The sequence below is a fragment of the Hahella sp. NBU794 genome, assembly GCF_050749805.1.
Taxonomy (GTDB): Bacteria; Pseudomonadota; Gammaproteobacteria; order Pseudomonadales; family Oleiphilaceae; genus Hahella.
The window spans coordinates 4,082,660-4,105,998 of the sequence record NZ_CP192738.1 but is presented as its reverse complement, the minus strand read 5'-3'; the positions used below and the strand labels follow the sequence as shown (position 1 = coordinate 4,105,998).

The following is a 23,339-nucleotide window of genomic DNA, read 5'->3' as shown; positions in this document are numbered from 1 at the left end:
GCAATGAGTCGCCTCCCACGCGGAGGCGTGGATTGAAACCCAACCTCACGCCGTCCAGTACTTCGGCGTCGCGTCGCCTCCCACGCGGAGGCGTGGATTGAAACTCTATCTGAAACTCTCCCGGAAACTCTTTGACGTGTCGCCTCCCACGCGGAGGCGTGGATTGAAACAGCACGTATGACTCCGCAGTGAACAAGGGGGTAGTCGCCTCCCACGCGGAGGCGTGGATTGAAACATGGGCAAGGCGGACGACGGGGACCGGTGGGAGGTCGCCTCCCACGCGGAGGCGTGGATTGAAACTCAACCGTTGATATCAAAAAGTGCGGCGCCCACAAGTCGCCTCCCACGCGGAGGCGTGGATTGAAACACCGACTCTTGCGCGGCTCCGCCGCCTGCGAGTTGCGTCGCCTCCCACGCGGAGGCGTGGATTGAAACACATCATCGATAGCGTCGTAACGTCTATCATCATGTCGCCTCCCACGCGGAGGCGTGGATTGAAACCCTGTAGTCAGTGGGACAAAGCTGATAAGTCTTGTCGCCTCCCACGCGGAGGCGTGGATTGAAACCATTAATGGCCGTCCTTGCCGCGGACGGCCCAAGGTCGCCTCCCACGCGGAGGCGTGGATTGAAACTTGGGAGACAGCACATATGACGTCGAGGTGGGCACGTCGCCTCCCACGCGGAGGCGTGGATTGAAACTTCACGGAGCATCGCCACTCGGTCGGCGAGGATGGTCGCCTCCCACGCGGAGGCGTGGATTGAAACTTGTAAAGCTCGAATAACTCGGTAGCGCGCGGCGTCGCCTCCCACGCGGAGGCGTGGATTGAAACTGTGCGTTAATGCGGGTGTCGTTTTAGGTATCGTATCGCTTCCTGCTTGAAGGCTTAGATTGAGGATCAACTTGGCCAGTTTAGCCCAGATGAGTTTTGGTGGCCTTGCTGAGGGGTACCATCAAACGGAAACACTGTCTGTGTTTTCGCTAGGCATGCACGGCTTCGCCTCATAAAATACCCGACCCTTTATTCTGGTCGGCGGTCGTTCATTGAAAAAATATCCTTATCCGGTAGCCATATTTACTGTGCGGAAGACTACGAACTCTAGCGTTATTTAAAGCCGCTTTAGCCAACCATTATCCTGCCTCGCGCATTTGCGATTTCCCCTCAAACAAGTAATAGTCACTAATGAATCTTTGATGCTTTTCAAACTGTTAAGGATGAGGGGACATGGATATTCAGAAGCTGTTCGATGATAAGGCGGAGATATACGCGAAGGCGCGGCCGCATTATCCCAAGGCGTTGTATCAGTGGTTGGCGGATGCGTGCGACGGGCATGAGCGGGTGTGGGATGCGGCTTGTGGCAACGGGCAGGCGGCGGCTGATTTGCGGGAGTATTTTTCCGTCGTGGAAGCTAGTGACGTCAGTGCGGCGCAGATTGAAAACGCGCCGACGTATCATAGCGTTCACTACGCCGTGCAACCCTGTGAAAAAACCGGTTATCCCGATGATTATTTCGACGCTGTCTGCGTTGCTTTGGCCTTGCACTGGTTCGATTATGAGAAGTTTTGGCCGGAGGTGAAGCGGGTGTTGCGTCCGGGCGGGCTGTTTGCGGCTTGGGGTTATAGCTGGCCGCACCTAGGTATGGAATTGGATGGCGTTCTGGAGCAGAGTCTGTTGCAGGTGATCGAACCCTATTGGGCGCCGCAAAACCTGTTGTTGTGGAATGAATACAAAGAGGTTCCTTTTCCGTTTGAACCCATTCGTACGCCGCGGTTTGAATTGATCATGCCCTGGACTCTGGACGAATTTTTCTCCTACCTGCATAGCTGGTCGGCGACCCGACGCTGTATGGAGGATCGCGGCGATAGCTTCTTCGCGGATAGTTACGCCCGAATGAAGGAAGCCTGGGGCGGGGTGGAGACCCGCCCGGTGACGATGGATGTATTTATCCTCGCCGGCCGCCACGGGGGCTAGCCGCGGCTATATACGCCAACCAGTCGATTCATGCCGATGACATGGGGCTCCACTTTCTCCAGCAGTTGCCAGAGAGTGAGTCCTTCCGGCAGATCCAGCTGGGCGTTGAGCGCCAGAATCCAGAAGTAGTAGCGATGAGTCCCGTGCCCTGGCGGCGGCATGGGGCCGCCATAACCGGTTTTACCAAAGTCCGTTCTGCCGCTGGCGTAGGCGTCGACGCCTTCCGGAAGACTGTGCACGTTGGAAGGAATGTTATACAACGCCCAATGCACAAAGCCGTAGGTTCCCTTCGCGCCGATCAAGGGCGCGTCCGGATCGTGACAGACCACGGCGAAGCTCTGCGTTCCCGCCGGTTCTCCCGACCAGGATAGCGCCGGCGAGACATCTTCGCCTTCGCCAGTATGTTTGCTTGGGATGCGGCCGTCATTGCTGAACGCCGCGCTGGTAAGCTGCATGTTGGATAAAGCAAATCCCATGAATCCTCTCCCTAAAAAGCCTGTTCCTGATTGAACGGATTTACTGCGTCACGCTGGTGAGAAATTCACCGAAACGGCGCCAGGATTTTTTGTCCGCATCTTCCCTGTATCGATCCGATCCAAATACCGTGAAAGCATGAGGCGCGCCGCTATAAGTAATCATTTCGTGGCGCACGCCGCTTTTTTCAAGCTCATTGGCCAAGGCTGCGAACTGATCCATGGTGATGGCGGAATCTGCGCTGCCGTGCATGATCAGGAGCTGGCCGTGGGTTTTGCTGTAGTCCTGACCGTCCGGTGTTTGCAGTCCGCCATGGAAGGTGGCGAAACCTTTCAGGTCCGCCCCGGAACGCGCCATCTCCAATACCGCCGCGCCACCGAAGCAATACCCAATGGCCACGGCGTTGTTGATGTTTCCGCCTTCAGATTTCGCCGTATCCAGCGACGCCTGCAACAGCTTGCGCATTTTATTGCGGTCTTTATAAAGCTCGCCGGTATGCTGGCGTTTGTCTTCGTCTTTGGTGGGGCGTACGCCTGCGCCGAACAGATCGACGGCGAATACCGAGTAGCCCATGTCCGATAACATTTCCGCACGTTTGACTTCGTAGTCGGTCAGTCCATCCCAGTCGTGCACTAGCAGCACCAGAGGCGCGTCTTTGCCGGGGCTGACGTAATAACCTTCGTAGGCGTCGCCGTCGACCTTATAGGTGACGGTTTTGCCTGCGGCGAGGGCGCTGCAGGAAACGACAAGGCTTAGCAGGGTGAGTAGTGGCTTTCTCATAACCGGTCTCCGTATTAGTTTTTATTGTGAGGCGCGCCGGCGCAGGGTTGGCCGGCGACACTACTCAGTCTAGTACGAAGCGGGAAAGAATCAGGTTTACAGGTAATAAATCCATGCGCCAGCGACGGTGGTGGCGATAACGACCTTCCACGGCGCCAGTTTCCAGATGGTTAATAAGCAGAACGCGGTGAGGGCGATGGCGAAGTCACTTGGCGACAGTATGGAACTGGTCCATACGGGATGGTAAAGCGCAGAACCCAGCAACCCGACCACGGCAGCGTTGGCGCCCGCCATGGCGGCCTGCGCGCGGGTTTGCTGGCGGAAACGGTCCCAGTGTGGCAGTACAGCGACGACCAGCAGCATACCGGGCAGGAAAATGGCGACAAGACTGATGGCGGCGCCGAGCAGGGCGTTTGGCGTCAGCGACACGGAGGCGCCCAAGTAGGCGGCGAACGTAAACAACGGCCCGGGAACCGCCTGCGCAGCGCCATATCCCGCAATGAAACTGTTGGCGCTGACCCAGCCCGTGTCGACCACGCTGGCCTCCAACAAAGGCAGCACCACATGACCGCCGCCAAACACCAGCGCTCCGGCCCGATAAAAGGCTTCGAACAGCGCCAGGGCATTGGAGCCGGTGGAGAGGGTAAGCGCAGGCAGGATCAGCAATAGAAGAAAAAAGGTCGCCAGCGCCACGTAGGACTTGCCGTGAGGAAACTCCACCGGCCGATGCTCCTCCTCTTTGCGTTGCGCATGACCGCAAAGAAGCAAGCCCGCTCCGGCGCCAAGCGCAATGACGCCTATCTGTCCGAAGGCCGAGGGCAGGGCGGCGGTCAGAATCACCGCGACGAGGGCGATGCCGGCGCGCTGTCTATCTGGACACAGATTACGCGCCATCCCCCACACCGCCTGCGCAACCACTGCGACTGCAACCAGCTTCAATCCGTGGATCAGACTTTGCCCGATGCCTCCGGCCAATGCGTCGGCGCTAAGCGCGAAGAGCAACAGAAACAACGCGGATGGCAAAGTAAAAGCGGTCCAGGCGGCCAGCGCGCCTTGCAGGCCGCCACGACGCATCCCCAACGCAAACCCCACCTGACTGCTTGCCGGCCCCGGCAGGAACTGACACAACGCCACCAGATCGGCGTAACTCTCTTCGCTCAACCAGCGTCGCCGGGTGACGAACTCATCCCGAAAATACCCCAGATGCGCCACCGGCCCGCCAAAAGACGTCAGTCCCAGCTTTAGAAACGCGCGAAAGATATCGCCGGTCGTGGAGGATTGAGCAGGAGCGTCAGTGAGGTCGTTCATAGCGGCGTTTGTGAATCAAAAAGTGCGAAATGCTAAGTCTGTTGTATTGCGCTTTGATGACAAAGCAGAGTCTTTTACAGACTATGCCAAACCTACTCCAAGCCCCTTTCCTGCAAGAGTTTTTGCAGAGCGGGGTATTCGCTGTAACTGTGAATACTGGGATCGTCTTTAACTAATAAGGCCAGCTCCCGCCAGCGATCATGGGCCGCCACGTCTGGGTGAGCAACGGCATCCACCATCATTCGGTAGCTTGTGAGCGGCTCCACCCACTGTATTAGATCCGGATGCGACAGCACTTGGGGCAGGGGCAACAGGTCCCCAATAAATGTGTGCGGATCAAACTCTAGCACATGAGGGATTAACTGATCCCATTGCGGATAGTTATCCAGAATGGCCGGCAATATGGTTTCTTCAACGACAGGCGCCTGGTGCTCGGAACAGTCGCTAAAGTCCATCAGCGCGAGGACCAAATCAAACCACTCTGGGTGGACGCGGGTGGTTTTCTCGCCAAGCAACTGAGCGACGCTGTAGGTGGTGCTGTATCCATCAAATCCCTGACATAACCCTCCTTCGTCATCTTCGAAAGAAATGCGTTCACCGTAGACTTCTTCCGCTACGTCCTCGAAGTCGCGGGAGGCGTTGATCGCCGCCTCCACCAGTTCCGGCCAGCGTGGGTGAGCGACGGCGTCTGGATGGGCGAGTATGGCGCTGCAGACCTCATTCGCGGCTTCGACAGCGTCGTCGTCATTGGTTGACATGTGAGCGAGCAAATCCGACGCCCAGTTGGCGTCTTGAATGGCGGAAGCGGTTAAAAGTTGCTCCAATTTTTTCACGACTGAATATCCTCTTGGATCTCTCTGTAAATTCACGGACAAATGGCCGATTCACCCTGTGCTCCACGGGTGTTATACCTTAATACGGCCGTTAACGCTAACCAGCTCCGGGTTTCGTGGCGGACTGTCGCATTAGGGTGTATCCAGTAGCCTCGGCAACCCGGCCAAGCCCCGTGGCGACGCCAATTCCTCATAATCAGACAGAAGTATTCATGGTCAGAATTATTGGTCCGGCAAGTCCCAGATATCGTTTTGAAAAATGTCCCGTTCAGGATAAATACGTCCTGGTTGAGAACGCTCCATTTGAAACCCCCGCCGCCACCTTGGGCGAGGCCTTGACGCATTACGCCAACGCTTTCAGCGCCAGCATTCGGCCCTATGACGGCGATGACAATATTCCGCTGCCAGAAGGGGAGTCCAAGTACTTTTATTATCTGGACAAAAACTCCGTGCACGGCGAAGCTATCGTCGATATTCATATTCACCGCCACTCCGGCGAGCAAGTGTGTCCCGGTCAGAACATGAACTTTCAACTGTTCTCCGGCGACGCCATAACCATCGGCGCGCTGGCTTGTTAAGGTAATTCGTAGTCGCCAGGGAGGATTCTTTGTTCACCGACGAGCACATTACCCGGTTACTCAATCAGCAGCCGATTTCAGACGCGCCGCCCTGGTGCGACGGAGACGAGCGAGCTGTCGATAGTTTCTATAAGTACGTCTGCGCAAGGGTTTCGCAATTGACGATGGCCCAGTTTCATGCCGAATGGAAACACTACGGCTCCGGCTACGCGTCATTTGTCGACGTCTGTTTTTACCAGGGTAAGGCGGCGCAGGGACAAGACGCCCCTGAACAAATGGGGCTGGAAGTCCTGTTCAGCCGTTTGTCGCCTTATTTTGTATTGATGGAAACCCCCGTTCCCACCTCCGGTTTTCGTTCGCTACCCTCTTTTAATGGCCTGGATCAGCTTCGCACGCCGAATGTCATACAGCTGGCTCAGACAATTCAACCCATATTGGAAGGCTTTGGGCTGTTGCGCTTGTATAAATCTGATCTGAATAAGACGCTGCCTCGCCAGATCAAGGTTCCTACGGTGTTGAATGAAGGCGCTTGTAAGTTGTACGACGCGTTGTTTTATTGGGAAGATTAGAGTGATGTTTTCCTGAAAAATTATGCGATTCAATAACTTGGGATCTGGCCTGTGGTGATAGCGGCCCCCCAGAGAAAATGTATATATGCACGCACGGTTTTTCGTAAATCAGATAGTTTGACTTTTTGTGATTTTTACACTGGAATCGGTGGGCTGAAGGGGATATCTCCGAAGCTTAGTAATCGAAGAACGTGCATGTGCGATATGCAAATGTTATGTACCTCTCAGGTACTTAAATAGAACTCGATTCCCCATATAAAGACAAAATATGTATGACATGAGTGATGAAAGAATATGTGCCTGGTGGGAGCAATTGAGCCCCAAAGATAAGGATGAGATTGATCTTCTGTGGAGTCCGGAAGTATCTATTGATATCGTGAAAGAAATGTTAAATACGATAAAGGAAGTCTATTTTCTAGAAGCCTGTCCAAAGCTCGACGGTTTAAATTGTGAGGAGTTTGCGATATATGATTATGGTTGCGTAGATATATATGGGCATACGGTTGCTCATGAAAAGTTTGAGACAGAGATAATAGAGTGGTGGACAATTGGAGGGGGATATAGAAATTCATGGATAGAGGTGCTGTATAACGGAAGTAATTATAAGGCCGATGTCAGATCAGGTAGGATTTTATGTAACGAATTGGAAAATGTATTTGATTAAATCAAAGTCTGGCTGCGCTTAATAATATTTTTCAGACGAAATTTGTTCCGTTACGGACTTTGGAACTGCTTTGCAGTTTTAACCAAAAATGCTCCACTCCAAAAAATTAGCTGAACAAGGGCGTTAACCGTAAAAATATGATCAGCGAAGAATCGAAGAAAATAATCCTTGATCTCTGGGCGGCAAGAGAGCCAGATATTACTTATCCTGCCGCGAGTAAATCGCAAATCGAAGAATTCGAGGTTGCATGTCGAGAGATACCTGAAGACTATAAATGGTTTCTTTTAAACTGCGGTGGTGGCGTCATTGGCTCTGAGTGGGTAGATCGAATCGACGAGTTGCATTCAACCCATATTAAATTCGATGAAGAGTGTGCTACTGAAAACGGCTGGACTATTGGTAATTGTTTTATTATCGGATGGGACGGCTCAGGAAGTCCTATTGCAATAGATCCCGATGGCCGAATAATTGTGGAGTGGGAGGCCGATAGTGAGATTTATCAATTGGCGTCTTCATTAGAAGAATGGTTATTAAATGGTTTGGCTCCAAGCAACGGTTAACAAGTCAAAGCACGCGGACTTGGCAAAGTTGGTGTTTGAAGCGCTAGGTGAAAGAAATGCGTTCGCGGTACTGAAAATGTATTTGGTAAGGTTAAGGCTCGGACGGCTTTAACAACTTGGAAATGATTGATGGAGTAATTACTCGTCAAATAGTTGAAACAGATGGTGATATTAAGTGTGACACTACACGAAGATAAGGGCGTTACAGATCGTTACAATGGGTTTTAAGATTTATGGGACACACCACGAGACTAGCAAGATATCGCCTGATAAGGCGCCGTTGTCGCCACTTTCGCGGCTGGGACAACTTGCACGTTGCTCCGGTTACCCCAACAGCTTAGCGGTAGGCGATTATGAAAATGCGACGTCCCACAATTCCAATTGCTAAATGGAAATTGGCTACACACCTAGAGGCAACCCAGGAAATTCAGAATCAAAAGGGTGTGCCAGCTTACGGTTGTGATTGTGAGTGGTGCTTTAACTGGAAGCATTACTGGAAGGTTGTTCTTCCTGAAGAGTTGCAGGAGCAACTTAAAAGGGTTGGGGTGGAGCTAGACCATCCTACTGATCTGTACGAATTTAAAAGTGACGAAGATGGATCTAGCATAAGGGTTATCTACCATGCTGTAGGCAATATTCTAGAAGGCCCCAATCAATTGAAAAGTACAGACATGGGGGAAGTGCTTATGTATTCCACAATCAGGGAACACCCATATTTATCTCTGGTAGTTTTTCCACAAAGTCAATCCTATGATAAAGCTCCGGTTCTGAAAAATAGATCTGCTGGTGAGCTGGTGCGTATTGATTTACGTCTTGTAATACCAAATGAAGTGATAAAAAGTAATGTGCCAGATCCTTGCTTAATAAGGCGCTAATGTCGCCATTATCGTGGCCGGGATACGCTACGCTTCAGTCGCTCCAATGCTTTGCGTTATGCGCATATTTGATTATTGAACGCTTTCATGAAAACTGAATATTTGAACATAAAGCCAAAGGCAGATTTGCTTCAAATATGGCTTCACTACGGTTTCCATCTAATGCGGGCGATATGCTCATGAATAAAATTAGTCTTCTGTTAATACTTACTGCTTGCGGATTGTTAGCAGGTTGCCCTCCTGTTTATAAGGTAAATTTACGAAATGAAACGTCGACAGATATAGCCATTTTTTATCATTACAATGATTCTGAACTTTTGCGTATTCCTGCTAATGGTGAAGGACGTGAACATTGGAGTCATTATTGTTTTGCTATCAGTGATAATGGTGTTATTTATTATTTTGATGGTACTGAGTTGCCAAGTAGTGTCTATGAAACTCACATGTTTAGCACGTCTCTAAACGCGATCTACAATCATGGTAAGTTAAGCTACCTGGATTCCAATGGTCAGGTTGTAGCTTCAGTCGACGGGGCATCAGAGTGCAAATAGAGTATAACAAGCGCGTCAACTCGGCTTCTTCGTCGCTACATGCGGGTATTCCGTGTTATCAGGGGTATAGTAAAATTGCAGTATTATAAAAATCATATGCATGCAGATATCAGGAGTTGGTGGAAAGGTCTATCGTCGGAGGAAAGATTGTTTCTTGACGAAAGTTGGACCAATGATTACAAGAAAGCTCCTATCGATAAAATGGTTGAGACTTTAATTGAAGTGTACTCTCAATGCACAAGTGCCGAACAGCTAGACTCTGCGTCAGATGATGAGGTTGATATATATGAGTACTCTGTATCTCATGAGAGGTTTGATATGGAAATCCAATGTTGGTTCGGGGCGGGAATTGGTTTTTTTGGTATTTTGAACCATTATGGTATGCAGTACCATGTTTCAGTAAAGACTGACGGTAGATTGGAGTTTGAATCATTCTCAGGCGGAGCGCATAAGTTCTGTACATAACAAAGGTATCAACCTGACGCTCTGCAGCGCAGACTGTCCAGGTATTAAATTTAACCGATATGAAGCTATGGCCTTCCATTTCTAGAAAGAGGCTGCAAATCTATAGGTCTAGAGGAACGATGTGAATTCTATAACCAACAAATACAAGACCGTTAACAAGGCTAAGCAGCATCGCACAGCACTACGTGCGCTGGATCTCGCTGCGCTCGGCCGCTGTTGGCGGTGTTAAGTGCTTTTGAGGATATGATGGATAATAGAGAATTTGAGAATCTTGAAGTAAACGAGATTCCTAAGCACAAATCAAAAACAGCCAAGTTGGCTTTGCATAAAGATCCAAAGCGTTGCCCTGTTTGTACCGCTAAGCTCGAAAAAATTGATAAAGGTACACGACGGAAGAATCAGTGTCTGTCTTGTAACGCAGTATTGGCCAAAGAACTAAAATGTCAGCGTTGCGGCGCCAATCGAGTTTGGCGTGGTTTAAAAGGTATGTGTTGTCATAGGTGTGGTCATGCACAGTCTTAGTCAGCACTTAATAATTGGCTGCAACGGCCTGTTGCGGAGTCCAGCCCAAACCACTGTGTTAAATGAAGGGAGATATGGTCATGGGTGATCTGAAAGGCGACACTAGAGAAAGAGTGCACTACTCAGAGATTCTCTGGGTTGTCACCGGAAGAAGCCGCAATGGAGAAGAACTTTTCGGTATTCAAGACTCCATCCAACGTGTTGTCTTCTCCCTTGAAGGTTCTCCAGGAAAGTATGTCAGATATCGAGACCACTATTACCCGTTGCATTCGAAAGCAGAATTTGAGGAAAAGAGAAAGCAGGCTCTAGATGGTCATTTACACTTCTACTCGAATCATCATGGATTTGGCCAGGACAAGAAAAAAATTCGCAGTGTCTCGAGTGCCTCGTTTATATACGAACATGAAACTGGACCGCTGATCATTTAACAAGTTACACAAGGCGGATGCTTGAGACGCGCCACTTCCTTTCGCATTAAGCACACAGGGCTGGATTCAACCAAAGTATCAACACCGACCCTGTCCAGCATCTCGTTTTTTACCCCACAGTCTGATTAGATACCCACTTGGTAACCTGCGCGCTCACATCAATCCGAAACTCACAAGGAACTCTGTTTTGTCTCAAAAAGACCTTCCGCCTGTTGCAAAGCAAGTCGCTATTTTGATCGTACTCACTTCGCTTTCTTTGGGGGCTTTGGTGTGGTTTGGCTTTGCGGTGGCGTCAACGATTAGTCAGGTGATGGCGCTCCCGCCCAGTCTGTATCTTGAGCCGGCGTTATACGGCATGCTGGGGATTGGCCTGGGCCTGCTTTCTTTGTGTGTAATGGGACTGCTGGAGCTGTTGGCGAGACTAAAAAAGCCTTTACGGAAAAACACCGAAAACCGCATTTTCAAAATACTGCAGCCTGTCCTGTTTGGAGGAGTGGTGGCGATTTTTCTGCTGCCGGTGCTGATTTACTTCCCCTTGTCTGCGTACTTGAAAAAACAGGGGTATAGCGATTGCGAGGACGCTTCCTATTCCGGGTTGCGATACCAGTATATCGTTTTCGCCAAGTCGGAAGCCGCCTGCACGCAGGCGGCGCAAGAGTAAAAGCGTATTTCGGTATTTGTCTGTATTCACCTTGCGGGACATCCCTGTCCCTGTTTCCCATTCTAAAAGCTCGCGGACAATCCGATTTGCGCCCAGCGGCCCGGCATGGGATAGCCTGGGCGATAGGCGTATTCACGGTCGAATAGATTCTCCACGGCGACAAAGACTTCACCATCCTGACCCAATGGCGTCAGAGGATAGGAAAGGCGCATATTGGCCACGGTGAAACCACTGACTTTTTCCCCATTAACGTCGCCTGACGCCCGCTTGCGCGTTAGCGCCCAGACTTCCGACTGATGCTGGGCGTCCAGGGCGAGGCGGAAGGGGCCAATCTGGCCGTTCAGACCTGCGGTAACCGCTCGTTCTGGTGTGTAGGGAAGGTTGTCGATATCCGGATCGAGCAGCGTCAGCCCGCCAAACAGGGACCATCCCGCTGGCAACGCCTGACTGACCGACAGTTCAACGCCACGCATGCTGTAGTCGCCGAAGTTAATGAACTGTGGGCTGGAGACTTGCGGAGGAAAAGCGAAGACGTAGCGGTTTTTCACCTTGTCCTTGAACACGCTGAGGTCGATCTGGGTGGTGGTCGTTAACGCGAACTTGGCGCCGACTTCCAGGTGATTCAGCTCCTCCGCCTCCAACTGCTTCCAACTGTCGGCCAGGGGCGGTATCGCCGTCGCCAGGGTTGGCGCTTCCAGCCCGGGGTAGTTGACGCCTTGGGAGGCGTTGACGAACAAGGTCAGGGCGTCTGACATCAGCGACAGACCGGCGTAAGGCGCGGCCTGGGCGTCAAACTCACTGTGATCGTAATAACGCACGCCGATGGACGGCGATAGCATCCAGTCGTCGTTAAGCATCAACAAGTGACTGAGACCGACATAGGGCGACCACAACTTGAACGTCGGCGCGTCCAGGTAAGCGCGCCTTGCGGGATCATCACGATTAAAGTGCGCTTCGCCGGACACGCGATCGTAATCCAGACCGGCGACCAGGGTTCCATCCATCCAGGGGGAGAACTGCTCGCGCCAGCGCAGGCCGCTCATGGTGAAGTCGGAAAGCGTATCGCCATCGCCGGCGCTCTGGTGATACCAGTTACCCTCGCCGGAGCTGTGGTGCAGGCTGAACTCGCCGGTCCAGTCGCCATGTTCATGGGACAATGTGGTCGCCAGCATGAAGGCCTGGGTGTTGTACTCCGGCGCGACATCCGGCTTTGGGTCTCCTTCTTTGCCTGGATCCGTGCTTTCGTTGTCCACATAGAGTCCGCTGAAAGAGGCCGCCCAGTGTTCATTTAACTGCGCGCCAACCCTCCCGAAGATATTTTTCAATTCACCGTCGGCGTTGTCCCGATGGCCGTCGGAAGTGGCGTAACCTTGCGCGAGAGTAAAATCCAGATCGCCATTGCGGCTGGTCAGTTCCGCCTGCTGCACCAGGGTATGGTAGGAGCCGGCGGAGATGCGCGCGGCGCCGTGAGTTCCGTCTTCAGTCGCCCGTTTGGTGTGGAGATCAATGGAGGCGAAGTTATTGCCGTTGATCTGCGGTTGCGGGCTTTTATACACGGTCATGGATTGCATGGCGTTGACGGGCAGCAGATCCAACAGTGGGTGTCCCCATAAGCCCATGTAGAGTGGCAGGCCGTCGATGTAGGTCTTTATCTCACTGCCGGGACGGGTGACGCCCATGCCGCGGATAAACACCGCACCGCCCTGATCGCCGCCAAAAGCGCCGACCGGGTTGTAACGGGAAATCTGTACGCCGGGCGTCCGGCGCAGGGCGGCGGTGAGATCCACCGCGTTTTGATCGCGAATCTGTTCCTCTGTGACCACGGCGGATGTGCTGGAGAACATATCCACTTCCACTTCTTCAATGACCGGCTTGGCGGTCACTATCATCGGCTCCAGAACGGTGGTTTGCGCATGTGCGCCGCCCGCAGCGGTCAGAGCGACCGCCACGGTAAGTTTCTTGGGTGAAAATTTCATAATACTGACTTGATTGACTGCTTAATCGGCCTGAAAGGATCAGTTTTGTGGATGATTTTGATGATGCGCGGACATGCCTGGATCATTCGGCGTGCCAAACAGCCCGAACTGCGCCAGCTTTTGCGGCGCGATGGACTGTTCCGCTTCAGTCAGTTCGGAAATGAGCTGGGAGGCGGTGTCCTGAGGGATGCCGGCTTTGTGCAGCAGGTCGACTTTCTTGAACTCGTCGCCGCCGCAGGCCAGCACCATCCACTTGTCGCCATCCCGGCGCAACAGCGCGCGTCCGCCTCGTTCGCCCTGAATCCAGTCGGCGATGGCGTAGTCGTTCACCACGATGACCGGCGCCGTCTCCACCTTGTGGTGGGGCTGGTCGTAGGTGGCGGAGATCAGCTTGACCACTTGCTGCTGTTCTTGGGTCAGGCCGTCGTTGGCGAACGCGGGCGCCACCAGCGCTGAACTTAACGTGAGGGCGGCCAGCAGGCTGCGGAAAGGGAGAGGCGGTGAAGACATCCTGTTGTTATGACGATTTTTCATGTTATTCCTCAGAAGAGTTTGGCGGTGTTTTATACAAGTAAATAATCAGACGCGTGGACGCGCCTGCGCGGAGTTAAGCCGCGAAAAGACAGGGCCAGACATGGGCCGGCTCTGTCGTTGCAGACAAAGAGAACGTGGCTAGTCATCTGCTGGGTTCATCGAGTGAGACTGAGTTCCTTGTTCTTCTCCATCAATCAGGCCGGCGAGCATGCACAATGCTTCCAGCAGGAAAAAGCTGCTCCAGGGCGACTCCACCAGTTCGCAACCGCCGGCGCTGGTGCGGTAACAGGCGCCGATGAAAGCCCCGGCGTGCGCGGCGCCATCGCGACGAACGAAGTATGAGCTGCGTACGAGCGCGGCGATTTGCTGCGCCGCATAGGCGCGCCAACTGTCGCCGTCGTCCAGTAACTCAGAGAGCGACAGCATGGCGATAGCGGCGATCAGCGTGGCGGACGGGTCGGACAAACTGTCACTGCGTTCCGGTCTGTCGGCGGGATAGGGCGTGCGACGAGAGCGACGCCAGTACACGCAGGCGGCTCTGGCGTAATCGAGATAGGGCGAGCCCCAGCGTCTGGCCGCATGGCACAGCCCCAGCATCGCCCAGGCCTGGCCACGGGACCAGCCGCCGGGGCGGTCCAGCGCCTGTAAAATAACCTGTTGTGAGTTTTGCTGTTGGGTCGACCAGGCTTCCGCACTGCATGCGCCATTAGCGGTGAAGCAGGCGGCGATCAGGGCGTCCGTGTGCGCGCGGGCGGCGTCCTGATGAGACGCATGGCTGACGCCGCCGAGGAGTTGCACCGTGGCCGCCAGCGAGTCTACAGACAGACGTTGGCCCCCGTCCGCGCCGCCGCCCATGGCGCAACCCAGAGGGAGATATCCGAGGCGATGGTCAAAACCGGAGGCGATGGCGGCGGCGGCCTGATCGGCCAGATCCAGAGCTGAATTATCTACGAGCCAACGGCCGCAAAGCGCGGGGCCATACCAGAAGATCATGCTGCGATTGAGCGTGTCGATGTGCAGTTTGTCCGTCAGCGCGGCGCAGAGGGCGAGCGCTTTATCGCGATCTGCCGTGGACTTGGAAATCAACGCCCGCAACCCCCAGCAGCCCGCCCAAAAACCTCCCATCCAGGAACCTCCAGCGGAGGTTTTCCAGTGTTGGCCGTCGCGGGAGAACAGGGGAAAGCTTCCGTCGCAATGAGCTTCTATGGTGTCGAGGCGGCGTAACAGCAGCGTCATAGCCTGACTGATTTCCCATGGCGACAGCGCTGCGGCGTCCCAGGGCGGTACACGCAGGTTATTCATGACGCGCTCCTGCGTCGTAACAGAGCCAGGCTCAAGGCGGCAGCGGCCCCCAGCAGGGAAACTACAGCGAGCGCGCTCCAGGCGCCGCTGAAACCTGACGCGGAACCGGAGAGTGCGCCAAAGAGGGGCGCGCCCATTGCGAAGCCGCCAAAAAATGCCGCGGACAGTAAGCCGGACGCCGTCGCCGGCGCGCCGAAAACGCTGTCCCTCAGCAGCATGCCCATCGCCACCGCATTGGTGGCCACGGCGGTGAGACCTACTATCAGCACGCCGACCCACAAAGGCCAGTGGCTTTCCGGCGATGCCCGTTGGGTGACCCAAAGCGCCAGCGCGGTGAGCGCCATTAATCCCAGCAGCAGCCAGGATTCATCCTTGAGTTTGCTGGAAAGGGACGTCAGTGTGAGGCGCGAGGTAAAGCCCATGACGCCGAAGACGGCCACCATCAAACCGGCGTCATGCTGACTGACGCCTTGCTGGGTGGCGAAGACCGGCAAAAAGGTTACGAAGGCGGACAGGGTGACGCCAGCGCAGCCTTGCACCGCCATCAGGTTGAGCAGCAGTTTGCCTGGGCGCGCGGGCAGCCAGGAGCGGCGCGGACCTTCGGACGATGGCGGTGGAGCCAGGGACGGAGCAAAACAGGCCAATAACAGCGCGGCTGGGATGACTGTCGCCATGGCGGCGCGCCACCCGAACGGAACCGCGATCAGCGGCAGCAATCCGCCGGCAATCAGAGCGCCAAGCTGTACGCCGGATTGTTTCAGTCCCACGGCGAACGCCTTGCGCGCAGGGGGAATCCGTTGTGCGATCAACAGGTTCGTGACCGGGTTCGACAACGCCTGCGCCACGCCGCACACCGCCACAGCGGCGATAATTCCCGCAAAACCGGGGAGAGTGATCATCAGGCCATAGGCCAGCGCCACGCTGAGAAACAGCATCCACAGGCCGCGTCGCGATCCCAGCCGCTCAACCAGCGGGCCTGCGGCGAGGGACAGCACCGCCGCCACGCCGAAAGCGCTCATGGTGACGTAACCGAGCCAGCCGGGTTCAATGCCCAGATCGGCGATCAACAAGGGCCCCAGCGCGCCGATGGTGTACAGGATCAGCATCGGCAAGGTCATGGATAACAGCAGCACGACATGCAGGCTGATGGCGCGCAAAGGCGATTGTCGCAGCGGCGGCGCGATGGCGTTCATACTTGAGCCGTCTCCCGCTCCGCCTGGGCGACAGGTGAGCTGTTTTGTTCTTCCCGGGGAAGATAACCCTCCAGAATCCGCCGCCCCACGGTATTGATCAGTACTTCATCAGCGCCGTCCAGAATGCGCGTGGCGCGAGCGTAGCGAAAAATATTGGAGAGCGGCGTCGCGTCGCACAGTCCCTCGGCGCCGAAGACCTGAATGGCGCTGTCGGCGGCTTGATTGAGCGCGTGAGAGGCGGCGATCTTCGCCATATTCACTTCAATATCGCTATCCTCGCCCGCATCCAGCTTGGCGGCGGCCAGTTGTAACTGCGCCCGCGCGCTGACGATGCTTTGTTGGCTAAGGAACGCCAGACGGCGGATCAGTTGTTTGTCCGGCAGTCGCGCCAACTGACCGCGTTCGCTGCACACGCGCTCGCCAAGCAGGTCCAGGCAGCGTTGCGCCAGTCCTACCCAGTGGGCGGAGTTGATGGTGCGTCCCAGGCATAGCCGCTGTTTCATCAACGCCATGCCCCCGTGCAGCTTGCCCAATAGATAGTCTTGAGGAATGCAGACATTGTCGAACAGCAGCTCATGCTGGCCATTACGGCGGCCCAGGATATCCAGATCCTGCAGGATGCTGAATCCGGGCGCGTCGGTGGGAACCACCAGCATGGACAGGGCGTGTTGCGGCGGCGCCTCCGCCTGGGTGCGCGCCACCACGGTGATAAAATCCGCACGACGGGCGCGGGAGATAAACCACTTGCGGCCGTCAAGGCGCCAGCCGTCTCCCTCGCGCTGCGCCCGCAGCTGGATGGTGGCGGGAATGGAGCCGATACTGTCCGGTTCCGACATGCCATAGGCGGACACGGCCTTTCCCGCCGCCAGCGGTTGCAGGAAGCGTCCTGCGATGGTCTCGCTACCATACAGAGACAGCATGCGCACATCCAGAGCGGCGCGTCCGCCGAAGATTTCAGGGCCGAACTCGGAGCGTCCCTCCTGTTCAGCCAAGGGCAGATAGTCGCTTAACGTGGCGACTTCGCCTCCCAGGGTGGCGGGATAGTACAGACCCCACAGTCCCTGAGCGCGGGCCTCGGCGGCCAAGGCGGACTGCAGCGTCAGCGCCGCGTCGTCGTCTTTGGCGAGCAAGGGCTCGTTGGGCATCACCCGCTCATTGACGAAGGCGTGTATGCGCTGCGCCAGCTCGCTGGATGTCTTGTTGGCGACGCTGGAGCCGCTGTTATCCATGGGCATATTTGCGACCTTTCCTTTGTCTAGACTGCGCATGCACTGCGCTCCAGAAAGGCGACTTCAGCGGTGAGCCGCTTCTTGTCAACTTTGCCCGCCGGCGTGAGTGGAAAATGACGGATGAAGCGCAGGTACTCCGGCAGTTTGTTCACTTCCAGCCCCTGATCGCGCAGAAAGCTGGCGATTTCCGCCAGAGAGGGACGCTCCGCGCCGCTGCGCATGCTTAGACACAGGCATACGCGCTGCCCCAGGTCCGGGTCTGGAACCGGCACGCAGGCGGCGCTGATCACATCTGGAAAACAAGTGACCAGATTCTCGATCTGCACCGTGCTGATGTTGGCGCCGCCGCGCACGATAACGTCTTTCTTGCGGCCGGAAAGGCGCAAATAGCCGTCCTGATCCAGCAAACCCAGATCGCCGGTGTACACCCAGCCTTCAGGATCGCGATAACGGGCGTCCAGCTCTGGAGCGTTGACGTATTGCATGGGGCTGATCGGGCCCCGGGCGAGAATTTCGCCGACTTCGCCGCGCCGGACTTCCTTGCCCGCGTCGTCGACGATGCGAATCTCACAAACATCCGGGTTGGGGCGGCCAACGCTGCGGAACACCACGTCCAGCGCTTCATCCAGCGTGTTATGACAGTTCACCCCATCCGCTGAGCCGTACAGACTGATAAAGCCGCAGCCAAAGGCGTCCACGCATCGTTGGATGCTGGCGGGGTCAATAACCGAGCCGCCGCTGACGATGGCGACCAGGCTGGATTTGTCGATGTCCGCCAAGAGAGGCTCGGCGGCCATGCGCTGAATCATGGTGGGCACGCCGAGCAGGTGGGTGGGGCGCAGGGATTCGATGGCGCGAATGGCGTCTTCCGCATCGAATCGCGGCAGCACCGCCAGGGAGCCCCCCAGCCAGGACAGCACGCCAAAGGTGGCGGTGGAGCCGAAGGATGATCCCAGAGGCACCAGATACATGCCGCGAAAGCTCGCGCCATCGGGGTGTAAACGTTGTAGAAAACGTCCGCGCCCACCCAGCAGCGCATTATGAGAGTAAGCCACCAGTTTGGGCTCGGACTCGGTGCCGGAAGACACCAGCAGGCGCACTGGCGAGTCCGGGTCAACATGAGGCAGGCGCTGCAGTGCTATCGGCTCCGCTTGAAAACACTGTTCCAGGCTGGTCCAGCCTTCCGGCGCCTGATCGCTGTCCGCAATCAGCCAGCGCAATGACAGAGTGGTGGGGCGCAATGACTCAATCAGCTCGCACATGTCCACACCGCCGTATTCCGGCGTCGCCACGATGGCGCGGGCGTCGCAGCGCTTCAGTAATGACTGGATGTCCAGACGTCCGCGACCCGGTGGAAACGGAGCCACCACCGCGCCAATGGCGGCGGCGGCGAGATCGACGGCGCAGCAACGCCAACTGTTGGGCAATTGATAGGCGATCACGTCGCCGGCGACGATGCCCATCTCCTGAAAGGCCGTCGCCAACCGCAGCGCCTTATCCAGCAGGTCGCCGTAAGTCATGCTGGAATCTGGCGAGAGCACCGCGGTTTTGGCCGGGGACTGTACCGCATACATCTGAAACATCTGGAATACGGTGCGGTTTGGGTACAGTCCTTGCGTCGCCCACTGCTTGCGCAGCGCCGCTGGAACCAGATCGATGATGCCTGAGTGGTTCATTGAAACCTCCATGGTGAATTCACTCGAACATAGATGTCCTTGTTGAGAGCGGGCGCCAGACGCGGGTCGCGGCTAAGCTCAGTCAAATCTTCGACTACTACGGCGGCGGGAACGCCGCTCATTTCGAACAACGCCGCCCACTCCTGGGCCTTGCGATGAAGAAGAGCGCGCTGTAGATGCTCTCGATCCGGGGTGTCGTCGTTAAGGTCTATCTGAAGTTCAGACGCGGCGTCGACGATGGTGTGGGCGAGCCTGGAAAAGGCGCGTTCATCCAGACAGTCCAGAGCAAGCAGCCCCTGCGCGGTGGCGTAAACGCCATTCAATGAAGTCCATGCAGGTGAGGGCGGTTCACCGTCCAGGGCATGATTTTGATACCCCGGCTGTTGCAACAGCGCGCCAAGTTCGTCTGCGCACAACAAGGTGGCGGCGCCCAGCAGGGAGGTATCCACTCTGATGGAGCGGGCGCGACCCAGTCCGCGGGCCAGCAGTGCGGCGGTGACGCCTTGAGCAGCGACGGCGCCGCCTAATACGTCTAACACAGTAAACAATGCGCCGCCCGGCAGTCCCGAAGCGGCGGCGATTTTTGCAGCGACGCCGGAGTATGCCTGAGCCATGAAATCGGTGCCGGGCAGATCGTGCTCCGCATTCTCTCCCCAGCCTCCCGCATAGGCGTAAACGAGGTCGGGGTTTACCTGTGTCATGTCGTCATAATCCAGTCCCATTTCCGCCGCTTTGCCGGGCGCCCAGTTGTGCAGAAACACATCCGCCTGCTGGATCAACGCCATCACTTCCGCCTTGCCGGCGGCGGATTTGATGTCGATCTCTCGTACGTTTTTGTCTCGATTCAGGGCGTCAAAACGGGCGGAAACGTCTTCCGCCATAGGCGGCATACCGCGCAAAGGGTCGCCCCCGGGCGGTTCGATGCGAATCACCTCTGCGCCGAGCAGGGACAGTAAGCGTCCCGCCAATGGACCCTGAATGCGGCGGCAGGACTCAACCACAGTTAATCCGGCCAGAGGCAGGGGCGAGGACGGATCGCAGGGCTTCAGCGGCCTGGCCTGGGCGATGTCGCCATCACAATGAAAACGCCAGGGGCCTTCGCGCCACATAGCCATTGCGTCCTTGTCCTGAGCGCGGTCCTGTAGCGAGCGCACTCGGCAAATGGCGACGCCGGTTTGCTGGGCGTGACGTTCGATCTGTGCGAATGGCAGCACTGCAAGCGCTTCACAGAGTGTGGCGGGAACCGGGGCGATGGCTTTGGCGTAGCGCAGCAGGAAACCGTTCCAGCCTTTGCCGGCGCTGGCGGCGTCGACGCCGATCTGGGTCCAGAAATCGCGCCAGGGGACGGCGTCCAGGGTTTCCAGTTCAAACGCTACGCCATCGGCGGACGTGAAGGGCGGGCGTTCCTGCACACTGGCTGCGCCGGGCAGCAGTCGCTCCGGCATTTCCGGGGCGGTGGCTCCAGCCAGATATTGCGCGACGCTGAGCAAGGCGCTGGAGGTCAGGCTGGTCGTGGTTGTGCGCGTCGATACGCCCCGGAGACGGCCAATCGCGGCGGCCATCGCGCCTTGCAGGGAAAGCGCGGCGGTGAGGGTGGAGACATAATCCACTCCCAAGGGCTGCGCGCCGCCGCTGGCGCGTCCATGTACCGACATCAACCCTGTCGTCGCCTGAGCCAACGTTTCTGATATGGGACGCTCCACGGCGTCCGACCAGCCTTCCAATACACAGTCGACATATACATTTTCAGCCACGTGCAACGCGAAAGCGGCGCCAGATTCCGTATCGACATTCTCCCAGGCGACGCCGAGAGCGTTGGCCTGATATCGCAACGACGCATACAGCGGCGCCAGGGCCGGCGTTGGGTCGCGTAACGATCCGCAGAGATAGCAGTTTTCCAGTAACACGGCCATGGCGGTTATCTCAACCTGTCGCCGCACCCGCCCGCCACCGCCGGCAGGATGGTGATGGCGTCGCCAGCTTGTACGGATGTGTCCAGGTTCTCGGCGAAGCGAATATCGTCGTCATTCACGTAAATATTCAAAAAGCGGTGCACCTTGCCGTCCGCCATCAGTCGCTCTTTGACGCCTGGGAACTGTATCTCCATGTTCTCGATCACTTCCCGCACATTCGCGCCGTCGCCGTCAATGCGCTTCTGATCGTTGGTCAGCGGACGCAGAACGGTGGGAATATGGATGGTGATTGACATGAGAACTCCTGTTTTCAGCAAGGGGTAAGGATTTTTCGCCAGCGTATTGCTCGACGACGCGTATGGTTTCTTCCACCACGGCTCCGTTGACGATGCGGAAGCTGCGAATGCCGCCGCCGTACGCGGGATCGGTGGGGATAATGACGTAATGGGCGTGCGGCTCCGCGGCGCAAAGAATGTCATCCTTGCTGGGATAGGCGCGCGAGTGGGTGTGTGAGTGATAGATGACTACGGGCTCTTCGCCGTTTGCCTCCATTTCTCGCCAGACTTGCAGTTGTTCACGGGCGTCGAACATGAATATATCCTCTGACGCCGCTACATTGCGCATGGGAATGAGGCGCATGGGACGCTCCGCGCCCTCCCGGCCGGCGATAACGCCGCAGGTTTCCATGGGGTGATCTGTTTGCGCCTGTTGGATCATGGCGTCTACGAGTTCGGAAAGAATCGTCAGCATGTTGGGTTTCCTCCCGGATCAGTAGCTGGGCAATGAAGGGTCGACATCCCGAATCCAGGCGAGAATGCCGCCGTCGAGATGATGGACGTTATCGAAACCGCATTCGCGCAGAGACTGCAACGCCCGTTGCGAACGCACGCCGGATTTGCAGTGCAGCACGATGGGCGCGTTGCTGCTGAGAGAGTCCAGCATGTCGCGGTCCAGCAGCCTGTGGGCAGGAATATGTTGCGATCCCGGAATGCGCACGATGTCCCGCTCCAACGCGTCGCGAACATCGATCAGTTGGAAGTCTCTGGCGCTGTCCCGCCACCGCTTGAGTTCATGAGCGTCAATGCTGGGGACGCTGTTGTTTTCGTTTTGAACGGCTGTCGCCAGCCCGCAGAAGGCCTGATAATCCACCAGTTCGGTGATGGCGCGTCTTTGCGGGTCGCGGCGCAGTTTGATAAAACGGAAGCTCATTTCCAGTGCGTCGTATACCGCCAATCTGCCCAACAAGGATTCGCCTAATCCGGTAATCAACTTGATCGCTTCCGTGGCCATGATGGAGCCGATGGACGCGCACAGGACGCCCAACACTCCGCCTTCCGAGCAGGAGGGCGCCAGATGGGGCGGGGGCGGTTCCGGATAAAGATCGCGATAATTCAGGCCTGCGCCTTCGGGAGCGTTTTCCCAAAAGACCGACGCTTGTCCTTCAAAGCGATAGATAGAACCCCAGACGTAAGGTTTTCCTGCCAGCACGCAGGCGTCATTGACCAGATAGCGAGTTGCGAAATTGTCGGTTCCATCCACAATAAGATCGTATTGGGCGATGATTTCAAGGGCGTTGGCTGAGTCCAGGCGCTCGCTATGCAGCCGCACCGCGATGTGCGGGTTGATCTCGTGAATAGCGTCTCTGGCGCTTTCGCCTTTGGGACGTCCGATATCGGACACGCCGTGGATGATTTGCCGTTGCAGGTTGGATTCGTCAACCAGATCAAACTCTACAATGCCCAGGGTTCCGACCCCGGCGGCGGCTAAATAGAGTAAGACCGGAGAGCCCAGACCGCCGGCGCCAACCGCCAGCACTTTGGCGTTCTTCAGGCGTTTCTGCCCATCCAGTCCGACATCCGGCAGCAGCAGATGACGGCTATAGCGGGCGATTTCCTCCGCGGACAACTCCGCAGCGGGTTCTACGAGGGGGGGGAGCTTCATCGACATATGTCCCTCTATCGATTGATGCGATTTCTAGGGAACCTCTGAAAAACTACCTGCGGCCGCCATTACGGCGTCAAAAGTCGGCTCAAAATGCTCATTTATTCACGATAAACTGCGCTTTTTTCGCCGACTTTTTCCATGCAATGGCGGCCTCGCCAACGTTTTTCAGAGGCTCCCTATTTATTAGTTTGGTTATATCACCGGATGCAGCCGGATAAGGCTGCGAGGACCGTCATCGACGGAAGGAAGGCGGAGAGAAAACGAATTTCCCTCAAAGCGGTCGCCGACATTGATGCGTGACGAACAACAGCTAAAGCGCGATCCATGCCGTTAA

24 protein-coding genes and 1 CRISPR repeat array (1 of these 25 cut by a window edge) are annotated in these 23,339 nt (G+C 56.1%); of the genes, 10 read left to right on the top strand and 14 right to left on the bottom strand.

The features are described from left to right. A CRISPR array of direct repeats spans window positions 1-830; the repeat unit is 32 nt; unit sequence GTCGCCTCCCACGCGGAGGCGTGGATTGAAAC; it reaches 1,119 nt to the left of the window's first position. Window positions 831-1,223: 393 nt separating this feature from the next. Beyond that, window positions 1,224-1,970, top strand: coding sequence for a class I SAM-dependent methyltransferase (locus tag ACQYWX_RS17975; protein ID WP_216739154.1), 747 nt, complete (start codon window positions 1,224-1,226; stop codon window positions 1,968-1,970). Here the strand turns inward: ACQYWX_RS17975 and ACQYWX_RS17970 are convergent. From ACQYWX_RS17970 to ACQYWX_RS17955, 4 genes are all read right to left on the bottom strand, one after another. Then, window positions 1,967-2,446 carry a YbhB/YbcL family Raf kinase inhibitor-like protein gene (locus tag ACQYWX_RS17970; RefSeq protein ID WP_279502616.1) on the bottom strand — a complete coding sequence of 160 codons (480 nt, stop codon included), beginning with the start codon at window positions 2,444-2,446 and terminating at the stop codon, window positions 1,967-1,969. The genes ACQYWX_RS17975 and ACQYWX_RS17970 overlap by 4 nt on opposite strands. A 40-nt stretch (window positions 2,447-2,486) precedes the next feature. Next, complete coding sequence (locus tag ACQYWX_RS17965; protein WP_279502614.1) at window positions 2,487-3,224, bottom strand: dienelactone hydrolase family protein; 738 nt, start codon at window positions 3,222-3,224, stop codon at window positions 2,487-2,489. 96 nt (window positions 3,225-3,320) lie between these two features. Further along, window positions 3,321-4,532 (bottom strand): chromate efflux transporter, encoded by a 1,212-nt coding sequence (gene chrA / locus ACQYWX_RS17960; RefSeq protein WP_431685827.1) that lies wholly within the window; start codon window positions 4,530-4,532, stop codon window positions 3,321-3,323. 92 nt (window positions 4,533-4,624) lie between these two features. Further along, window positions 4,625-5,365, bottom strand: a complete 741-nt coding sequence (locus ACQYWX_RS17955; RefSeq protein ID WP_431685826.1) for a hypothetical protein — start codon at window positions 5,363-5,365, stop codon at window positions 4,625-4,627. A gap of 212 nt (window positions 5,366-5,577) precedes the next feature. Between ACQYWX_RS17955 and ACQYWX_RS17950 the strand changes: the two genes are divergently transcribed. The 9 genes from ACQYWX_RS17950 to ACQYWX_RS17910 all read left to right on the top strand — a co-directional run bounded on the left by ACQYWX_RS17950 (window position 5,578) and on the right by ACQYWX_RS17910 (window position 11,238). Further along, complete coding sequence (locus ACQYWX_RS17950) at window positions 5,578-5,943, top strand: hypothetical protein (protein WP_431685825.1); 366 nt, start codon at window positions 5,578-5,580, stop codon at window positions 5,941-5,943. 29 nt (window positions 5,944-5,972) lie between these two features. After that, the gene (locus ACQYWX_RS17945) at window positions 5,973-6,512 is read left to right on the top strand and encodes a hypothetical protein (RefSeq protein WP_431685824.1); all 540 of its coding nucleotides are present in this window, start codon (window positions 5,973-5,975) and stop codon (window positions 6,510-6,512) included. A 277-nt stretch (window positions 6,513-6,789) separates the two neighbouring features. Beyond that, window positions 6,790-7,176, top strand: a complete 387-nt coding sequence (locus ACQYWX_RS17940) for a hypothetical protein (protein ID WP_431685823.1) — start codon at window positions 6,790-6,792, stop codon at window positions 7,174-7,176. 137 nt (window positions 7,177-7,313) lie between these two features. Continuing rightward, window positions 7,314-7,736 carry an SMI1/KNR4 family protein gene (locus tag ACQYWX_RS17935; RefSeq protein ID WP_431685822.1) on the top strand — a complete coding sequence of 141 codons (423 nt, stop codon included), beginning with the start codon at window positions 7,314-7,316 and terminating at the stop codon, window positions 7,734-7,736. Between the two features lie 353 nt (window positions 7,737-8,089). Beyond that, window positions 8,090-8,611: a hypothetical protein gene (locus ACQYWX_RS17930; protein ID WP_431685821.1), complete on the top strand. Its 522-nt coding sequence runs from the start codon at window positions 8,090-8,092 to the stop codon at window positions 8,609-8,611. Window positions 8,612-8,790: 179 nt separating this feature from the next. Next, the gene (locus tag ACQYWX_RS17925; RefSeq protein WP_431685820.1) at window positions 8,791-9,162 is read left to right on the top strand and encodes a hypothetical protein; all 372 of its coding nucleotides are present in this window, start codon (window positions 8,791-8,793) and stop codon (window positions 9,160-9,162) included. Window positions 9,163-9,309: 147 nt separating this feature from the next. Then, on the top strand, window positions 9,310-9,627 hold the full coding sequence (locus ACQYWX_RS17920; protein ID WP_431685819.1) for a hypothetical protein: 318 nt from the start codon (window positions 9,310-9,312) through the stop codon (window positions 9,625-9,627). Between the two features lie 602 nt (window positions 9,628-10,229). Then, complete coding sequence (locus tag ACQYWX_RS17915) at window positions 10,230-10,577, top strand: hypothetical protein (protein ID WP_431685818.1); 348 nt, start codon at window positions 10,230-10,232, stop codon at window positions 10,575-10,577. Window positions 10,578-10,764: 187 nt separating this feature from the next. Further along, window positions 10,765-11,238 (top strand): hypothetical protein, encoded by a 474-nt coding sequence (locus ACQYWX_RS17910; RefSeq protein WP_279502588.1) that lies wholly within the window; start codon window positions 10,765-10,767, stop codon window positions 11,236-11,238. A gap of 62 nt (window positions 11,239-11,300) precedes the next feature. Here ACQYWX_RS17910 and ACQYWX_RS17905 read toward each other — a convergent pair whose 3' ends face one another. From ACQYWX_RS17905 to moeZ, 10 genes are all read right to left on the bottom strand, one after another. Then, complete coding sequence (locus ACQYWX_RS17905; RefSeq protein WP_431685817.1) at window positions 11,301-13,214, bottom strand: TonB-dependent receptor; 1,914 nt, start codon at window positions 13,212-13,214, stop codon at window positions 11,301-11,303. A 39-nt stretch (window positions 13,215-13,253) separates the two neighbouring features. After that, window positions 13,254-13,748 carry a copper uptake system-associated protein gene (locus ACQYWX_RS17900; protein WP_279502584.1) on the bottom strand — a complete coding sequence of 165 codons (495 nt, stop codon included), beginning with the start codon at window positions 13,746-13,748 and terminating at the stop codon, window positions 13,254-13,256. Window positions 13,749-13,886: 138 nt separating this feature from the next. After that, window positions 13,887-15,050, bottom strand: coding sequence for a hypothetical protein (locus tag ACQYWX_RS17895; protein ID WP_431685816.1), 1,164 nt, complete (start codon window positions 15,048-15,050; stop codon window positions 13,887-13,889). Continuing rightward, window positions 15,047-16,243 (bottom strand): CynX/NimT family MFS transporter, encoded by a 1,197-nt coding sequence (locus tag ACQYWX_RS17890; RefSeq protein WP_431685815.1) that lies wholly within the window; start codon window positions 16,241-16,243, stop codon window positions 15,047-15,049. Before ACQYWX_RS17890 ends, ACQYWX_RS17895 begins: the two co-directional genes overlap by 4 nt. Beyond that, on the bottom strand, window positions 16,240-17,511 hold the full coding sequence (locus ACQYWX_RS17885; RefSeq protein WP_431685814.1) for an acyl-CoA dehydrogenase family protein: 1,272 nt from the start codon (window positions 17,509-17,511) through the stop codon (window positions 16,240-16,242). The genes ACQYWX_RS17890 and ACQYWX_RS17885 overlap by 4 nt, the downstream gene beginning before the upstream one ends. After that, window positions 17,499-19,148 carry a class I adenylate-forming enzyme family protein gene (locus ACQYWX_RS17880; RefSeq protein ID WP_431685813.1) on the bottom strand — a complete coding sequence of 550 codons (1,650 nt, stop codon included), beginning with the start codon at window positions 19,146-19,148 and terminating at the stop codon, window positions 17,499-17,501. The genes ACQYWX_RS17885 and ACQYWX_RS17880 overlap by 13 nt, the downstream gene beginning before the upstream one ends. Continuing rightward, on the bottom strand, window positions 19,145-21,061 hold the full coding sequence (locus tag ACQYWX_RS17875; protein WP_431685812.1) for a CoA transferase: 1,917 nt from the start codon (window positions 21,059-21,061) through the stop codon (window positions 19,145-19,147). Before ACQYWX_RS17875 ends, ACQYWX_RS17880 begins: the two co-directional genes overlap by 4 nt. Window positions 21,062-21,066: 5 nt before the next feature. Further along, window positions 21,067-21,357 (bottom strand): MoaD/ThiS family protein, encoded by a 291-nt coding sequence (locus tag ACQYWX_RS17870; RefSeq protein WP_216739136.1) that lies wholly within the window; start codon window positions 21,355-21,357, stop codon window positions 21,067-21,069. After that, window positions 21,293-21,811 carry a Mov34/MPN/PAD-1 family protein gene (locus ACQYWX_RS17865; protein WP_431685811.1) on the bottom strand — a complete coding sequence of 173 codons (519 nt, stop codon included), beginning with the start codon at window positions 21,809-21,811 and terminating at the stop codon, window positions 21,293-21,295. The genes ACQYWX_RS17870 and ACQYWX_RS17865 overlap by 65 nt, the downstream gene beginning before the upstream one ends. Window positions 21,812-21,829: 18 nt before the next feature. Next, a complete protein-coding gene (gene moeZ, locus ACQYWX_RS17860; protein WP_431685810.1) occupies window positions 21,830-23,008 on the bottom strand; it encodes an adenylyltransferase/sulfurtransferase MoeZ in 1,179 nt (392 codons plus the stop codon). Between the last annotated feature and the right edge of the window lie 331 nt (window positions 23,009-23,339).

Bases quoted from the DNA above. Each gene is read 5' to 3' on its own strand.
- ACQYWX_RS17870 (WP_216739136.1), bottom strand. From the start codon at position 21,357: ATGTCAATCACCATCCATATTCCCACCGTTCTGCGTCCGCTGACCAAC.
- ACQYWX_RS17935 (WP_431685822.1), top strand. From the start codon at position 7,314: ATGATCAGCGAAGAATCGAAGAAAATAATCCTTGATCTCTGGGCGGCA.
- ACQYWX_RS17885 (WP_431685814.1), bottom strand. From the start codon at position 17,511: ATGCGCAGTCTAGACAAAGGAAAGGTCGCAAATATGCCCATGGATAAC.
- moeZ (WP_431685810.1), bottom strand. From the start codon at position 23,008: ATGTCGATGAAGCTCCCCCCCCTCGTAGAACCCGCTGCGGAGTTGTCC.
- ACQYWX_RS17930 (WP_431685821.1), top strand. From the start codon at position 8,090: ATGAAAATGCGACGTCCCACAATTCCAATTGCTAAATGGAAATTGGCT.
- ACQYWX_RS17965 (WP_279502614.1), bottom strand. From the start codon at position 3,224: ATGAGAAAGCCACTACTCACCCTGCTAAGCCTTGTCGTTTCCTGCAGC.
- ACQYWX_RS17900 (WP_279502584.1), bottom strand. From the start codon at position 13,748: ATGAAAAATCGTCATAACAACAGGATGTCTTCACCGCCTCTCCCTTTC.
- ACQYWX_RS17895 (WP_431685816.1), bottom strand. From the start codon at position 15,050: ATGAATAACCTGCGTGTACCGCCCTGGGACGCCGCAGCGCTGTCGCCA.
- ACQYWX_RS17940 (WP_431685823.1), top strand. From the start codon at position 6,790: ATGAGTGATGAAAGAATATGTGCCTGGTGGGAGCAATTGAGCCCCAAA.
- ACQYWX_RS17875 (WP_431685812.1), bottom strand. From the start codon at position 21,061: ATGGCCGTGTTACTGGAAAACTGCTATCTCTGCGGATCGTTACGCGAC.
- ACQYWX_RS17915 (WP_431685818.1), top strand. From the start codon at position 10,230: ATGGGTGATCTGAAAGGCGACACTAGAGAAAGAGTGCACTACTCAGAG.
- ACQYWX_RS17865 (WP_431685811.1), bottom strand. From the start codon at position 21,811: ATGCTGACGATTCTTTCCGAACTCGTAGACGCCATGATCCAACAGGCG.
- ACQYWX_RS17880 (WP_431685813.1), bottom strand. From the start codon at position 19,148: ATGAACCACTCAGGCATCATCGATCTGGTTCCAGCGGCGCTGCGCAAG.
- ACQYWX_RS17975 (WP_216739154.1), top strand. From the start codon at position 1,224: ATGGATATTCAGAAGCTGTTCGATGATAAGGCGGAGATATACGCGAAG.
- ACQYWX_RS17905 (WP_431685817.1), bottom strand. From the start codon at position 13,214: ATGAAATTTTCACCCAAGAAACTTACCGTGGCGGTCGCTCTGACCGCT.
- ACQYWX_RS17925 (WP_431685820.1), top strand. From the start codon at position 8,791: ATGAATAAAATTAGTCTTCTGTTAATACTTACTGCTTGCGGATTGTTA.
- chrA (WP_431685827.1), bottom strand. From the start codon at position 4,532: ATGAACGACCTCACTGACGCTCCTGCTCAATCCTCCACGACCGGCGAT.
- ACQYWX_RS17950 (WP_431685825.1), top strand. From the start codon at position 5,578: ATGGTCAGAATTATTGGTCCGGCAAGTCCCAGATATCGTTTTGAAAAA.
- ACQYWX_RS17890 (WP_431685815.1), bottom strand. From the start codon at position 16,243: ATGAACGCCATCGCGCCGCCGCTGCGACAATCGCCTTTGCGCGCCATC.
- ACQYWX_RS17970 (WP_279502616.1), bottom strand. From the start codon at position 2,446: ATGGGATTTGCTTTATCCAACATGCAGCTTACCAGCGCGGCGTTCAGC.